Source organism: Porphyromonas vaginalis (genome assembly GCF_958301595.1).
In the GTDB taxonomy this organism is placed as follows: domain Bacteria; phylum Bacteroidota; class Bacteroidia; order Bacteroidales; family Porphyromonadaceae; genus Porphyromonas; species Porphyromonas vaginalis.
In genome coordinates this window covers 2,406,579-2,421,015 of the sequence record NZ_CATQJU010000001.1, presented here as the reverse complement: position 1 = coordinate 2,421,015, position 14,437 = coordinate 2,406,579, and the positions used below count along the sequence as shown (strand labels likewise).

The following is a 14,437-nucleotide window of genomic DNA, read 5'->3' as shown; positions in this document are numbered from 1 at the left end:
AAGAGTGCGGTGGCGCATGATCGGGCTGTTTATTTGGTTATGGAGGTTATGCCTTTGGTGGCGTTGGGTATGGGAATAGAGGATGCAGTGTGTCGTGTGGTGTCGTGTGAGGCACCTAGTTACTATGTGAGTTGTGATACTATAAGGAGGATAATATGAAGGTATTTGATAGTGCGGGTTTGAATAAGTCGGGTCGTAGTGCGTATGATGTGGACTGGGCGACGCTACGACGTGCAGAGCGTGCGTGGAGTAGTATGCGTACGTTTCGGGATAATGCTAATAGGTGTGCTCGTTATGCTCGAGGTGATCAGTGGAGTGATCGTGTGCTGGATGAGTTTGGGCGGTTTGTGAAGGAGAGTGAGATCATCGAGCGTGAGGGTAATGTGCCGCTTAAGAATAATCGTATAGCCCCTATGGTTCGTGCTATCTTGGGGCAGTTTGCGTCTCAGCGTACTGAGCCAGTGTGCTTGGCACGTAGGAAAAATGATGAGCATTTGAGTGATGTGATGACTGAGACGATGAAGTATGTGTATCAGACGAATAACTTGTGGGAGCTGGATAGGCGTGCGCTGGAGATGTTTGTGGTGAGTGGGTGTGCGTGCTTTCGGTCGTACTATGCGTGGGACTATGAGGCTGATATGTCTAATGTGTGGGTTGACTTGGTTAACTATAATCGCTTGTTTGTGGAGGGGTACACGGAAGATCCACGTGGTAAGGGTATCACGTTGATTGGCGAGGTGCATGATATGAGTATGGGTGATGTGCTGAGTGCTTTTAGTAAGGGTGACCCGAGTAAGGCTAGGCGTATCAAGGAGGTGTATCGTATGCGTCTAGACGAAGAGGTGCGTAGTGGTGTGGAGCAGTGGCTTGGTGAGGAGGTTGAGGATTTGAGTTTCTATAGGCCGTTGGATAGTGGTTTGTGTCGTGTGATAGAGGTTTGGACTAAGGAGTCAAAGGAGCGTATCCGTTGTCACGATACTTTGCGAGGGCGCTACTATCTGGCGGAGCTTAGTGACTGGGAGGAAATTTTGGCGGAGAATGCACGCCGCAAGGCTCAGGCAGAGGCTATGGGGGTGTCTGATGTGCGGTTGATCAAGGCTGAGTGGATTATAGATCGTTATTGGTACTATCGCTATATGAGTCCGTATGGGGATGTATTGGCAGAGGGAGAGACTCCGTACAAGCATCGAGGGCATCCGTATAGTCTGAAGGTTTATCCGTTTTACAATGGTGTGGCACGTTCGTTTGTGAGTGATAGTATCGATGTGCAGCGTCATATCAATCGCTTGGTGATGATGCAGGACTTTACACAGAAGGCTAGTGCTAAGGGTGTGCTGCTCTTGCCAGAGGATGCGCTACCTAGCAGTATGAGTATCGATGATATAGCTAGTGAGTGGAAGCGTCATAATGGTATTATTATGTATCGGGCTAAGGCTGGCGCGCCTGGACCTAGTCAGTTGATATCGAATGCGAGCAATACGGGTGTGTATGATATGCTGAGCGTACAGCTCCGTATGTTTGATGATGTGTCGGGTGTGAGTGGAGCTTTGCAGGGGCAGCGTAGTGATGATCGGTATCAATCGTTTGCTATGTATGCAGCGCAGTCTCAGAATAGTAGTGCTATGCTGTCGGATCTGATGGAGAGCTTTAGGGGTTTGCGTGAGTCTCGTGATTTGAAGAATATGAAGTTGGTGATGCAGTACTATGATGAGCCTCGGTATATCGGTGTGGTGGGAGGTGATGGGGACTATAATCTGTATGATCCATCCTTGATACGAGATGTGGACTTTACGCTGTCGCTGACGGAGAGTAGCGGTACGCTTGTGTATCGAGCTATGCAGCAGGACTTCTTGATGCAGCTGTTTAGTGCAGGTGCTATAGACGTGCGTACGCTGATCGAGAATAGTACGCTGGGTTATGCAGATAAGCTGTTGGCGTCGATAGAGCGTAATATGGCGGGGGGAGAGGGAGAGAAATTAGAGGTTAGAGATTAGAGATTAGAGGTTAGAGGTTAGAGGTTAGAGGTTAGAAATTAGAGATTAGAGGGGGGCTTAGTAATCGGAGGTATCGGAGTGGATCGGAGTGGATCGGAGGTCTAAGGCCTAACCTCTAATCTCTAACTTCTAATTTCTAGTGAGTAAGAGTTATGGATAAGCGTATAAGGTTTGGCGGTATCAACCGCACGGAGGGCGTGTGGGGCGGTGAGGGTAATGGAGATCTAGTGGACTTGGTTAATATGTATCCAGGTGAGACGGGTCATCTGCGTGTTGTGAGTCGCAGTGTGGAGCTGGCTCGTGGTGAGGGTGTGGATAATGTGGTAGGAGTGCATGTGGTGTCTAGTGGTGAGGAGCATGTTGTAGTGCGTAAGGGTCATGAGTTGTGGTGGAGTGTAGTGCCTGGTGGTGGGGAGTGGAAGAATAACGATACGGCCACGTTTGATCTTGTGGGGAAGCGTCTGTGCTATGTGGTTGGTGAGGGTGTGACGATGCGTAGTGTGGGCAATCTGCTGACGGTGCAGTCTCGTCTAGGCGATGCTCTGCGTAATGATTCTTATCTGTGGCGTGAGGGGGTAGGGTATAGTCTAGTGCGCTTGTCGGGCTTGCGTGCGGGTATTTCGTGGCGTCGCGTGAAGACACACGCATTCGCAGGAAGAACTCCGCGAGCAGGTGAGCCAGATTCTAAGGCGTCTCATCTGGAGGAGATTTTGGTGGCCTATAAGCTTAATAATGGTGGCGTGCAGTCTGATGTAGTGGGAGGCAGGTGGCCTGAGTGCTGGGATGCGGCTTTGCGTCCTGAGGGGTTGTGTAGTATCATGCCTAAGGTGAAGCGAGGCATCAATGAGGAGAGTAAGTTTGTGACGGATCGCTATCTGATGTTTGCAGCTGTTCGTCTGTTTGATGGTAGCTATGTAGGGGTGAGTGACTTGGTGGAGATTTACCCAGACAATGGAGATGGCAGTTTTACTGTTATGGTGAGTGGGGTGAGTCATGATAAGGTAACGCTGGATAGTGGGGAGATAAAGGCAAAGGTGGGTATGTATGCTTTTGAGGTGTCGGCGAGTTTGCAGGGTTGGAGTAGTGACAGGGATTTTGGTGGATCAGAGTGGGACTTGGTGTCTAGTGTGGACTTGTATGCTTATCGCTATGATCCATATAGAGACCCTGTGGTGGGTCGTGATGGGGGAGTGACGGTGAGGGGACATGCTGGTCATGGTTCTGGTCCTGGTGCGTGGGGGAGTTGTACGGTGCAAGGGGGGCGTGTGGGGGAGAGTATTGTGGAGTCATGTGACGGGTTTCGCTTGGTGAAGCGTTTTGGTCGTGATGTGGGGTTTGGTGGTGAGGTGACAACCCTGTCTAAGCGGGAAGGCGAGGGGCGTGGCGAGGTTGCTGCGCTATGGGGGTCTATGGATCGCTGGGTTCAGGAGGAGCCGTTTGACTTTGGTCGTGTGCAGAGTGTTGATGTGATACAGGGGGATGGTGTCACGATCAATGGGCGTAGTCACTTGGTGGGTGTGCGTGAGTACTCTAGTATCCGTAGCTTGCTGGGTCTTCATTGGCTTGGTCGGGATCGTAGTGCTGTGGGTGGTGGCGGTACGTATGTGGTTGTGGATATGGGAGTCTCGGGTCGTGTCTGTTTGGGCTCTAGTAGGAAGGGGCTGTTTGATGGTAAGGGTTTGTTTGTGTGGACGCTGAATCCATTGGTTGAGGGTTGTGTGGTGGTTAGCAATTCGCCAGCAGGGGGTATCAGTGAGGAAAGCTTGCGGGGTAGCGATGTGCAGCGGTTGCTGTATAAGCGTCATAGCTTGTTGCCGTTTAGCTATTTGGATAGTCGCGATACGAGTGGGTATGGTGGTAAGCGTGAGGCAGGTGGTGGTAGTGCTAGGAATCCTGGTGGTACTAACGCTGATAGTAGTGCGGTGAGTGAACCTAGTGCGGGCGGTGGTAAGGTTGATTTGGGGGTGTTGGCTAAGCAGTTGAGGGGGTGTGGTAGCTGGTTGGATCGTAAGGGCGTGCTGCGTGTGAGTGAGGCTGATAATGGGGAGGCATTTACGACGAGGGGTGTCTACTCGTTTCAGGGTGATGTGGTGAGTGTCAGTACGATGCAGCATGATGTGGCACCCGACTATCGTTATGGGCGGTATCCGCTGTATGTGTTTACGACTGATGGGGTGTATGCTATGAGCGTGGGGGAAGCCAATGTGGTGTATGGCCGTATGGAGCGGGTGTCAGGCGATGTGGTTGTGAGTGGCGTTGGTGTGGTTAGTACGCCTATTGGTATGGTGCTGTGTACGAGTAGGGGTGTGCGCGTGATGAGTGAGGGGGGTCGTAAGGAGTTGAGTGCGGTGCTGGATAGTCAGAGTGCTGTGAGCAACTTGCCGAGGGCTGTGGGAGGATTGCCGTCTAGCGACCCTGTGTCTTGGGGTGTGGACTTGAGAAGCTTTTCGTCTCGAATGAGCGAGGTTCGTAGGGTGGTGTATGATTATGAACGAGATGCAGTTGTCGTGTTGCTGGTAGGCGAGGCGTATGTTTATTGGTTGCGCGGTGGTGTGTGGAGTCGGTTGCCTTGCGTGGGGAGTTATGATATAATGACGTTGTCTCGGCGGTGTGTGTGGGTGTCTCAGGGGTCGGAGGGGGTTAGGTTATCGTGGCGACCGTTGGAGCTCATGGGTGGTCTTCTGACGATGGTGCGCGCTGTTACGGCTCCTTTGGTTTTGGGGGGAGGTTATAGTCGTGTGGAGGGTGTTAAGCTATCGCTGTGTATGCCTTTAGCAAGACAGATAGAAGGTGAGGAGAGCTATGTGACGGTTCATTTGTTGGGTAGTCAAGATGGCGTGCAGTGGGTTGGTCTGCGAGGCGTGCGTAGGGGCTTGGGCGGTTGGCTGAGTGAGGGATATAGAGATGTGGTGCTGGGTATGTCTAGGAGTAGGGGTTGGCGATACTATGCGTTGGCATTTGAGGGGTTGGTGCCTAGTGGATTTGAGGTTGGGGATGTTGTGATACGATATGAAGAGGCATTTGATAATCGATTGAGATGATGGAAGGAGTAGATAAGCGATTGGTGTGTGGGGGAATAGAGATCAGTATCTCTTATACGGAGATCAAGCATCGGGTGTATAACTATCTGTCGCAGGTAGCTGTGCGGTTGGCGAGTGATGGGGCTGGCTTTCGTAAGGTGGCGTTGACAGAAGATGAGGATGCGACAACGTTTGGTGTGTCGTGGGATGATGTGCTGCGTGTAGTGAGCGAGGATGGTCGTGGCGTGTATGGTGAGGATGGTCAGGAGGTGCTGTATGGAAATGGTCGTAGTTATAGTGTCGGCGGTCTGATTGATGAGGCTTTGGTGGGGTTGTCAGAGCGTTTGCGAGCGTTCGGGTGTTATGGTGAGTCTCATGCGGATCGAGAGGAGGTGACTGTGGTGCTGAGTCGTGTACCCGAGTACCCAATCACGGAGGTTTGGGAGCGCGGGTTCAAGCAGCGAGTTGTGGACTATATTGTGTCGGTCTGTATCGGAGGTTGGATGGAGCTGATGGGTATCAGGGAAGGCTTCAGGGGTTACTCAGAGGCAGCGTTGGGGGATAAGCTGGACTTCATCAGGGGCTTGGTGGATACGTTGTATCTGCGGAGTTATCGGTATCCGATCCGTAATATGGGCTTTTGATGGATTGGACGTTTGAGGATATAGGTAGTGTGATCGCTGAGAATGCTCGTCGTAAGGCAGAGCATGGGTCACGCCACAATCCTCTTACGGGGGAGGGTTGTGTGAGTACGCCTAGGCGTGTGTTGCAATTGTCGGACTATCCTGGTGGTGAGCTGTGGTTGCCGTGTGAGATGTGGGATAAGGAGGATGTGGTACGCGACTTAGCGAGGAGTGGTAGTGTGCGTGGGTTGGTAGAGTCTGGAGGAGGGAAGTTTACGCAGGATATATACTTTGCGTTCTTGCTGGAGTTCGCCCGTTGTCGCTGTCAGTATGATTTTGAGTACTACGCTTACACCAACCTGAAGATTATGGATAAGCTGAGTGGGTTGCCTATACGGTTTGTGTTGAATAGGGGTCAGAGGCGACTGCTGGGTGTGTTTGAGGAGATGCGTCTGGCTCGTGAGCCTATTCGTGTGATCTTGCTTAAGGCTCGCCAGTGGGGAGGAAGTACGTTGGTGCAGATGTACTTCTTGTGGATTCAGACTGTTTTGGTTAAGGGCTTTTCGTCTTCAATCTGTGCACATACACAAGATGCAGCACGGAATATTATGTCTATGTATAATCATGCTGTGGAGTCGATGCCAGTGGAGGAAGGTCGTGTAGCCCTGACGTTGTCGCCGAAGAATGGTATGCAGACGGCTCGTAATATAGATGGTCGCGGGTGTAGTATAACGGTGGGAAGTGCTATCCGTCCCGATAGTATTCGGTCTCAGTCGGTTCACTTGGCGCACTTTTCGGAGGTTGGCATCTATCCGACGACGGCCAATAATACTCCAGAGGAGCTTATAGCGTCTGTGACGTCTATTATCCCTAATGTGCCGCTCTCGATGATTGTGTATGAGAGTACGGCTAAGGGTGTGGGTAATTACTTTCACACGGAGTGGCTGAAGGCTAAGCGTGGTGAGGGTCGTAATGTGCCAGTCTTTGTGGAGTGGTTTTGCATAGACATCTATAGTTGTCCTGTGGAGGGTGATGAGGAGACTTTTGTGCGTAGCTTGAGTGGGTATGAGCGGAGTTTGTTTTCACTAGGCGCAACGCTGGAGGCTATCCAGTGGTATCGTCTGAAGCGTCAGGAGCTGGGTAGTGATGATCAGATGATGCAGGAGTTCCCGAGTACGGACGTGGAGGCGTTTAGGCATTCGGGGGAGATGATCTTCGATCGTATGCGTCTGGAGGAGCTGCGTGGTGGTTGTATGGAGGCTATCGCTGTGGGTGAGCTGTACTCTAGTCGTGTGAGTGTCTCGGAGGTTAAGCTGGATCTCCATAAGCGAGGTGAGCTACTGGAGGGGTTGACGTTCGAAGAGCGGAGTGATGGACACCTGAAGGTGTGGCAGTGGCCTGATCGTAGTGTGGAGGTGCGCGATAGGTATGTGGTTGTTGTAGACCCTGGAGGGCGCAGCAGTAGTAGCGACCCGTCTTGTATCTGCGTCTTGGATAGGTACTGGATGCTTTATGGTGAGGTACCCGAGATTGTAGCGGAGTGGCACGGGCATACGGATATAGATTTATTGGCATGGAATGCTACTCAGATAGCTAAGTGGTATTCGGATGCTCTGCTGGTGTTTGAGAGCAATACGTATGATAGTCGTATGGAGAGCTTTTTGTCTGACGGAGATCATAGTGAGTTTATCTTTAGTTTGATCTCAGACGTTTATCCACATCTGTATGCTCGTGCGTCTAAGGTACAGGTTCGTGAGGGTGTGCCACCTAAGTATGGTTTCCATACGAATAAGGCTACGAAGCGTATGATCATCGATAATTATATATCGTTGCTTCGAGAGGTGCGCGATGGTGGTGGCTATGTGGAGCGTTGTGAGGAGATGATTAATGAGGCTTTGATCTATGAGAAGCGTAGTGATGGGTCTTATGGAAATGTGAGTGGCAATGGTAATCACGATGACCGTGTAATGACTCGTATGATAGCTCTGTATGTTGCTTACGAGGAGATGCCTATGCCGACGACTGTGGATAGTGCGGGAGCTGTGTATGTGAGGAGTGAGGGACGTATGGCGTCGATTTAGAGGTTGGCTGGCGCATAGTAATCGGAGCTATCGGAGCTATCGGAGGGCGCAGTGGGGGGGCTGGAAATAGTTGGGCAACTAATGAAAAATAGTTGGGCAACTATCAAATGATAATTGGGCAACTATTTTGGAGAGATTGGATTAGAGATTAGAGATTAGTATGAGCGAGAGTAGAGGTAAGTCTAAGGAGGTTGTTGTGGGTGGTCAGGGTAAGGTGCGGAGTAAGAAGCCTAGAGGGAAGAGTGCTAAGGGTGAAAAGTGCCTTGTGACGGAGGTCTCAGAGCGAGGGTTTAACTCGCTTATGGAGGTTGTGGAGGGTGTACCTGTGGCACGTCCAGGCCGTCGTATGGGTAGCGGTAATAATGTGTCTGTGAATCTACGAGCTAAGATGTCGGCTTGGCTTGAGGATCACTTTGAGGACTTCAATACAGCGTTTGCTAAGATGACTCCTAGAGATCAGGTTGATGCTTATCTGACGATGTACAAGTACTCGGTGCCAGAGACTAAGCACGAGGATGATCGTGAGCTGAATAGCTCTGCTAGGCGGTTTGTGATTGAGACTTATTTTGGTGGGAAGGGGGGAGAGTAGAGATTAGATGTTAGAGGTTAGAGGTTAGAGAGAATCGGAGTGATCGGAGTGGATCGGAGTAATCGGAGTGGTGGTTTGGGCTATTGTTTTTTTTGCTTTGGGTTTCCTACCTTTGCATCGTAAAGGGAGGGTAGAAGCTGTCGCACCCCGCACGGGGTGCGTGAATTGAAACACGAGCCACAGCAACCGCAACGAGGGCGAGCGACTGTCGCACCCCGCACGGGGTGCGTGAATTGAAACCACAAGACAATCTACAAAGACACTACATTTTTTTGAGATCATAATCAATGAGAAACGAGATGAAGAATGTTAACGTAATCGCAACGCTGGAGAGTGACGATAACTCTCTCTCAGCGTACGTATCTTCTCACGATATTAGTGCTAGTGCCATCGCTCGGACTATGGGCGAGCTGGACAAGAAGCTCCGTGAGACGCTACAGGACGCTCTCGAAGTGTCAAAAGAGTACAACCTTGAGTACCCGCACGAGTTGGACGGGGCTGACATCCACATCTTGTATGAATTAGCAACTGTCTGAACCAAATTACATACAGTCCTCCCCCGATCCTCTCTAATCGCAGATGTCGGGGGTATCAAGTCAGTAGAGACCGCGTACTATATGGGGTGCGTGGTCTCTATGTTTTTTTGGGAAGGAGCGCCTGTATCGGAGCTATCAGAGCAATCGGAGGTATCGGAGCGATCGGAGGAGGCGCAGTCTGGTGTGGACGGGGGCGGGCGGGCGGACACGTAGGTCCGCCCCTACGGAGGGCTAGACGTCTCACTTTGATACAACGGGCGCACAGATCGTGCGTCCCTACAGGATTCGTGGTGGCGTGCTTACAAAGTGCTACTCGTGGGGAGGGGGTATAAAAAAACGGGACTATATCGACCGCTTTCGCTGGATATAGCCCCTTTTCCCTCTATTATAGTGCAAGCCTCAGGACAAAAAGCTGAAGCTGGCACTTTACTCGAAGACCTCCCCGGGTGCGCTGTTCTAGTGGGAAGCGTGGGAGGTCATATCACTAGAAATAAGCCACTCCATTTCTGAAGTGGCTAGCCTTAGTTTTTTCCACCTAAGGGCGATAATCTGATGCAAAGGTAGTGGTTTCTTTTTGAATATCCAAACATTTGTCGGAGTAATCGGAGGGGGGTGGAAGTAAAAAAGATCCCCCTGTCGTCTGAGTGGGGAGCCTGCGATCTCTGGTTCAGAGATAGAAGCGCAGGTGGGGATGGGTGTGGGTACTGCGCCTCTAGCAGGCATCTCAGATGAGGGAGATCCTTTTATGGAGACAAAGGTAATATGGGAATTGGATATCGCCAAATTAGAGATTAGAAATTAGAGGTTAGAGATTAGATGGGAATCGGAGGGCGCGTAGTAATCGGAGCGATCGGAGTGATCAGAGGGCGCGTAGTAATCGGAGCTATCGGAGCTATCAGAACTATCGGAGCCATCGGAGGCGCAGTCTCGCTGTACTACAACGGACGCACCACGGTACGTCCCTACAAAGGGCTACACGGCTCTAATTTCTAAGGTCTAACTTCTAATCTCTGAGGATTTGGGATATTGTGGCGTGTATATGTAAGTGTGTGATGTATCTTTGATTTTGTAAAGTAGAATGAATGTAGAAGCGTATGGCTACAGAAAGAGATTATGATGAGCAGGCTGCGGCTATGATTGACGCACCTACTGGTGTAAAGGGCGTAGCAGGTGGGACAGATGTGGAGGGTGCCTCTATGGGTGGTGCGTCTCCCCGTAGTAAGCGTGAGGAGTATATGGATCGCATACGGTCGTACTACCCTGACGTGGATTATGATGATGAGGATGCACGCTATGGTGCTTATCTGGATTATGATGATGAGCTGCGTGGTAAGTATGATCGTCTAGCAGAGAGTGATGAGAAGCTCAAGGAGATGTTTAGCCGCGATCCGCGCTTTGTGGATGTGATGTATGATATGGCTAACGGCGAGGAGCCTAGTGTGGCTTTTGCGAAGAACTACTATGACTTGATGCAGGAAGATATGCGAGATCCTGAAGTCGCTAAGCGTGTTGCTGAGGCGAATAAGAAGCGTATCGAGGAGACTGCAGAGCGTGAGCGTCAGGAGCGTGATGATAGTGAGCGTCGTGAGCGTAATCTGGAGGAGAGCGGCGAGGTGATCAGTAGCTTTGCGGAGGAGCATAAGCTGGGCGATGATGAGATGGGAGATCTCGTGGATCTCTTTGTGCGTATAGCTGATGAGGGTATAACTGGCTTGGTGCGTAAGGAGACGCTGGAGCTGTTGTGGAAGGGTATGCAGTACACACAAGATGTGGCTACGGCTGAGACTCGTGGCCTTGTAGATGGGCGCAATGAGCGTATCGAGCTGGAGCGTAAGCGTACGGAGGGTGATGGTTTGCCCCATCCTACAGGCAGTAATATGGAGTCTGCCGTTGACGCTGAGGATGATGTTCGTCCTTTACGCAGGCCGAGTATGTATGATATGAAGTAGTATAGTATAATAACAAAAGAGATAGGATAAGTTATGGCAAAGGATTATGCAGAGGTAGATGCTAAGCATGGCACTAATACGGTAGCTGGTGTAACAGATGCAGCAGCTATAGGCGTAGGAGATATAGAGACTGTACAGCAGGCTCGTGCTGTGTCTCCTGACCTGGTAGTTAATGATGTGGATCGTGTGCTGGTTAAGATACGACCACAGAGTAATCCACTGACGGTGATTGCGCTACGAGCTCAGTCTAGTACGACTAAGACTCAGGCGTTTAAGTATTATGAGCAGGACACGCTGCCTATAGAGACGTCTGTTAAGACGGCAATCTCGGCTGGGACTGAGGTAGCAGAGCTGGAGTGTCGAGATAATAAGATCTTCTCTAAGTATGAGACGCTAATCTTCCCCGATGTGAAGGGATATGATGAGCTTGGTAAGGAGACTCCTCATGCGCCTCTTATGGCGTACGTTATCGAGGCTAACGGGGGTAAGGTCAAGATCACGGCGGTGAATGGTACGGTGGATGCTAGTGGCAGTGTGAAGTTTCCTGCGGTACCTGCGGATAGTAAGGTGATCCGAGCAGGTAGAGCGCACAATGAGACTGATATACAGACGTCTCCGTATGCTGTGTATCCCCGTCCTAAGGAGCAGAACACACAGAAGTTTAAGGCTCAGGTTGAGGAGTCCACGGCAATGAAGATTGCTAATAAGGAGGTTAACTTCACGATGAGCGATATGGAGGAGGATGCTCTGTTTGATATGATGCGAGGTATGAGCGTGAGCTTTTATGCTGGTAGTAAGCGTCTTATCTATGATGAGAATAAGAAGGAGGTCTACACGACTGGTGGTATCTGGCCACAGGCTGGTAAGGATGTGATCGTGGGTAGTGCTACGAGTGATAAGATTACGGCCGAGGACTTTGTGAATCTGTTTAAGGAGGCGTTTGTCGGGTCTAATGGTTCGAAGCGTAAGACGATGTTTTGCGGTAGCGAGTTTATGAGTGACCTGTCTCTCTTACAGCTGGGTAATGAGGTTAATGTAACTACGACTACGAGATTTGACCTGACGTTTCAGACTATGTCGACGAACTTTGGATCGTTTGATGTGATCTATGATGAGTCGCTGGATGTGATTAGCAAGAGTAAGTGTGCCTTTGTTGTCGATGAGGACTTCCTGCGTCGTAAGGACTTTGCGGGTGTGTCCGAGAGTCAGAATCTGGACTTACGCTCTAGTGGTCAGCGTGATGTGGACGCAAAGGTACTGACGCGCTGTACGGCACTGTATCTACAGAACCCGAATGCGCACATGCGTGTGATCCCGTTTTCGATGAAGTGATATGATGGTACGAGTAGTGTATCAAGCGCACAATCGCCTTAACTTGCCACTCTATCGGGGTGGCGAGTTGTGGCGTCGTGTGACGTTTGCGGAGGACGGCTGTCGGTATAGTACGACTGATGGTGGTGAGGTGGAGCTCCTTGATGAGATGCTGTCCGATGGGTGTCGTTTATTCTGGCGTGTAACTGAGCGATGTGCTGAGGAGCCGAGTGCCGAGTCTGCTGAGGAGCCGAGTGTTGAGTCTGCTGAAGAGCCGAGTGTCGAGTCAGTAGAAGAGTCGAGTGTCGAGTCAGTAGAGGGCTCTGAGGGTGGAAAGGTGGTGAAAGGGGTGAGTACGCTGAAGGGTGTGCGTGACTATCTGAATCGTGAGTGCGGTGTAGTGTATGCGCGCATGAATAATCGTCAGGAGGTGCTGCGCCTTGTGGAGGAGTATGGTTTGGAGTTTCCTGATTGGAAGGTGGATTAGCTGTTAGCTAAAAGCTAATGGCTAACAACTAACAGCAACAGCACCGCCCCAGACTGGGCTAGTCAACGGAAGCGAATACGGGGCTTCCAGCACTAGCTCGCGGGGTGGGTGCTACGCTAGACACAACGGTTCACGAGCCGTCAAGCCCATATAAAGGGCTACACGTGTTTTGAAGATTTATTGGTTTTTCTGTTTTTTGGTTTTGTGTTTCTGTTAGGTTCGGTTGTTTCAGAGGTGGAGACTCGTCTGAATGAGTACGATTGGGGCAGTGAGGCTACTGTAGAGGGTAGTCGTCTGCTCTATGACGGGACTCATTTGGACGAGTACATCTGGCGTGTTTTGCCAGATGCTATACGGCTGGTGCAGGGTGCGGGCGGTGAACCTACTCGTATGGGACCAAAGGACTTTAAGGTTGTGGATGGGGATAAGGCGGGCGATGGTTTGTGGGATATGGAGGGAGGTGATGATCGTCCTCTAGTTATCGTGCGTAGTGTGGATATCGATAAGGGAGGTGTGGGGAGTGTTTTGGTGGAGTTGCCTGCTGATTGCTTGCGCTTTGTGGCTGTTAAGCTGGCGGGTTGGGGTAAGGAGGTTCGTGAGCTGAGCGAGCCTGATGGTGTCGCTTGGCAGATGCAGTTTAATCCGTATGTGGGTGGTAGTCGTCACGAGCCTCTTGTGGCTGAGGTGTATAGTCCTCGAGGTGTGCGTGCGCTGGACTGTCGTCCTAGTTATGTGTCTAAGTTGGACAAGCGTTATCCGTTGTTGGGTGGGCGGTATAATTTGTCGGGAGCGGGTTCGGGCGAGTTGTCTTATTTGGTTGTTGTGCGAGAGCCTGGTGTTGTAGGTGCTGAGGGGGCATTGTCGGGAGGTTTGAATTCTTTGGGGAGTCATCGAGGTGATGATTTGCGTGTGGATATGGCTGATTGGTTGCGTCCTGCTGTGGTATGGATGTGTGCTAGTTTGGTGAGTACGATTTTTGAGCGAGGAGCCTTGGCTGATCGGTTGGCTAGTATTGCTTGGGGCTTGACAAGGCGAGGTGTAGAAGAGAAGAAGGAATCGTGATGTCAGAATTGAGACGTATAGGGCGCTTTAAGGATAGTCGGTTGTCGGGTGGTCGTGTGGTGCTGAGTGATGCGGAGGGGGATATTCGGTTGGTGTATCGTGATGGGGAGCTGTACCTGCACGATAAGGAGCCTGTGGGAGACTATGTGGCTCGTGAATTACTACCTCGTCTTGATGGCTTGGATGGTATTGTAGAGAGTCTGCAGTCCACTCATGAGCGAGATGTGCGAGAGTTGCGTGAAGCGTTGGCTCGTCTGGATGGAGGTGAAGGTGGTCTTAAGGAGTTGGAGCTGTCGATGCCGTTGGACAGGATCGTGTTTGGTCGCTTGATGCGGTATGCAGGTCGTAGTAAAGGTCATGTGCTTGACGCGAGGGAGGTAAAAGGCCTTGAGGGAGTGACGTATGATATCACGCTGGGAGATGTGCTTAGGTCGTCGCTGCTGTGTCTTGATGTTGTTGAGGAGGAGATAGATGGTGGTATGTCTCGTCTGAGTGCTGAGCTTGTGTCGCGTGATGGCTTGGAGCGTCGTTACTTGGCATTGTCAAAATATAAGCCTGCCCTGCGGTGGGAGCGTATCAGCCCAGGAGGTAAGGATAGGAGTGGGGAGCTGGATAGCGAGTGGGCTAGATCGTGGCGTGGTAAGCTCTATGCGGAGTATATGCCGACGCTACTGTATGATGGCACTGAGTTTAGGTGTGGTATGCGTAAGTATGATGCGCTGCTGGTGTATGTGAGTGCTAAGCTGCGAGGTGGAATAGAGATTTAATCAACTAAAGGAATAGGT

12 protein-coding genes are annotated in these 14,437 nt (G+C 51.0%); all 12 read left to right on the top strand.

The genetic code is table 11. The features are described from left to right. Positions 1-155 precede the first annotated feature (155 nt). Positions 156-1,994, top strand: coding sequence for a portal protein (locus Q2J34_RS09445; protein WP_300970082.1), 1,839 nt, complete (start codon positions 156-158; stop codon positions 1,992-1,994). Between the two features lie 152 nt (positions 1,995-2,146). Continuing rightward, entirely contained in the window at positions 2,147-5,035 is a 2,889-nt protein-coding gene (locus Q2J34_RS09440; RefSeq protein WP_300970081.1) for a hypothetical protein, read from the top strand. Continuing rightward, the gene (locus Q2J34_RS09435; protein WP_300970080.1) at positions 5,032-5,658 is read left to right on the top strand and encodes a hypothetical protein; all 627 of its coding nucleotides are present in this window, start codon (positions 5,032-5,034) and stop codon (positions 5,656-5,658) included. The genes Q2J34_RS09440 and Q2J34_RS09435 overlap by 4 nt, the downstream gene beginning before the upstream one ends. Continuing rightward, a complete protein-coding gene (locus tag Q2J34_RS09430) occupies positions 5,658-7,718 on the top strand; it encodes a terminase large subunit (protein ID WP_300970079.1) in 2,061 nt (686 codons plus the stop codon). The genes Q2J34_RS09435 and Q2J34_RS09430 overlap by 1 nt, the downstream gene beginning before the upstream one ends. A 160-nt stretch (positions 7,719-7,878) precedes the next feature. Further along, positions 7,879-8,307, top strand: coding sequence for a hypothetical protein (locus Q2J34_RS09425; RefSeq protein ID WP_300970078.1), 429 nt, complete (start codon positions 7,879-7,881; stop codon positions 8,305-8,307). Between the two features lie 299 nt (positions 8,308-8,606). Further along, complete coding sequence (locus Q2J34_RS09420; protein WP_300970077.1) at positions 8,607-8,843, top strand: hypothetical protein; 237 nt, start codon at positions 8,607-8,609, stop codon at positions 8,841-8,843. An 816-nt stretch (positions 8,844-9,659) separates the two neighbouring features. Then, on the top strand, positions 9,660-9,836 hold the full coding sequence (locus tag Q2J34_RS09415; protein WP_300970076.1) for a hypothetical protein: 177 nt from the start codon (positions 9,660-9,662) through the stop codon (positions 9,834-9,836). A gap of 101 nt (positions 9,837-9,937) precedes the next feature. Further along, the gene (locus Q2J34_RS09410; RefSeq protein WP_300970075.1) at positions 9,938-10,792 is read left to right on the top strand and encodes a hypothetical protein; all 855 of its coding nucleotides are present in this window, start codon (positions 9,938-9,940) and stop codon (positions 10,790-10,792) included. A gap of 33 nt (positions 10,793-10,825) precedes the next feature. Then, positions 10,826-12,124, top strand: coding sequence for an SU10 major capsid protein (locus tag Q2J34_RS09405; RefSeq protein WP_300970074.1), 1,299 nt, complete (start codon positions 10,826-10,828; stop codon positions 12,122-12,124). Between the two features lies 1 nt (position 12,125). Then, positions 12,126-12,590, top strand: coding sequence for a hypothetical protein (locus Q2J34_RS09400; protein WP_300970073.1), 465 nt, complete (start codon positions 12,126-12,128; stop codon positions 12,588-12,590). A 204-nt stretch (positions 12,591-12,794) separates the two neighbouring features. After that, complete coding sequence (locus Q2J34_RS09395) at positions 12,795-13,652, top strand: hypothetical protein (protein ID WP_300970072.1); 858 nt, start codon at positions 12,795-12,797, stop codon at positions 13,650-13,652. Then, positions 13,652-14,419, top strand: a complete 768-nt coding sequence (locus Q2J34_RS09390) for a hypothetical protein (RefSeq protein WP_300970071.1) — start codon at positions 13,652-13,654, stop codon at positions 14,417-14,419. The genes Q2J34_RS09395 and Q2J34_RS09390 overlap by 1 nt, the downstream gene beginning before the upstream one ends. Positions 14,420-14,437: the final 18 nt, after the last annotated feature.

What these genes read in the sequence shown, in the direction of transcription:
- Q2J34_RS09445 (WP_300970082.1), top strand. Translation starts at nt 156, where the DNA reads ATGAAGGTATTTGATAGTGCGGGTTTGAATAAGTCGGGTCGTAGTGCG.
- Q2J34_RS09440 (WP_300970081.1), top strand. Translation starts at nt 2,147, where the DNA reads ATGGATAAGCGTATAAGGTTTGGCGGTATCAACCGCACGGAGGGCGTG.
- Q2J34_RS09435 (WP_300970080.1), top strand. Translation starts at nt 5,032, where the DNA reads ATGATGGAAGGAGTAGATAAGCGATTGGTGTGTGGGGGAATAGAGATC.
- Q2J34_RS09430 (WP_300970079.1), top strand. Translation starts at nt 5,658, where the DNA reads ATGGATTGGACGTTTGAGGATATAGGTAGTGTGATCGCTGAGAATGCT.
- Q2J34_RS09425 (WP_300970078.1), top strand. Translation starts at nt 7,879, where the DNA reads ATGAGCGAGAGTAGAGGTAAGTCTAAGGAGGTTGTTGTGGGTGGTCAG.
- Q2J34_RS09420 (WP_300970077.1), top strand. Translation starts at nt 8,607, where the DNA reads ATGAAGAATGTTAACGTAATCGCAACGCTGGAGAGTGACGATAACTCT.
- Q2J34_RS09415 (WP_300970076.1), top strand. Translation starts at nt 9,660, where the DNA reads ATGGGAATCGGAGGGCGCGTAGTAATCGGAGCGATCGGAGTGATCAGA.
- Q2J34_RS09410 (WP_300970075.1), top strand. Translation starts at nt 9,938, where the DNA reads ATGGCTACAGAAAGAGATTATGATGAGCAGGCTGCGGCTATGATTGAC.
- Q2J34_RS09405 (WP_300970074.1), top strand. Translation starts at nt 10,826, where the DNA reads ATGGCAAAGGATTATGCAGAGGTAGATGCTAAGCATGGCACTAATACG.
- Q2J34_RS09400 (WP_300970073.1), top strand. Translation starts at nt 12,126, where the DNA reads ATGATGGTACGAGTAGTGTATCAAGCGCACAATCGCCTTAACTTGCCA.
- Q2J34_RS09390 (WP_300970071.1), top strand. Translation starts at nt 13,652, where the DNA reads ATGTCAGAATTGAGACGTATAGGGCGCTTTAAGGATAGTCGGTTGTCG.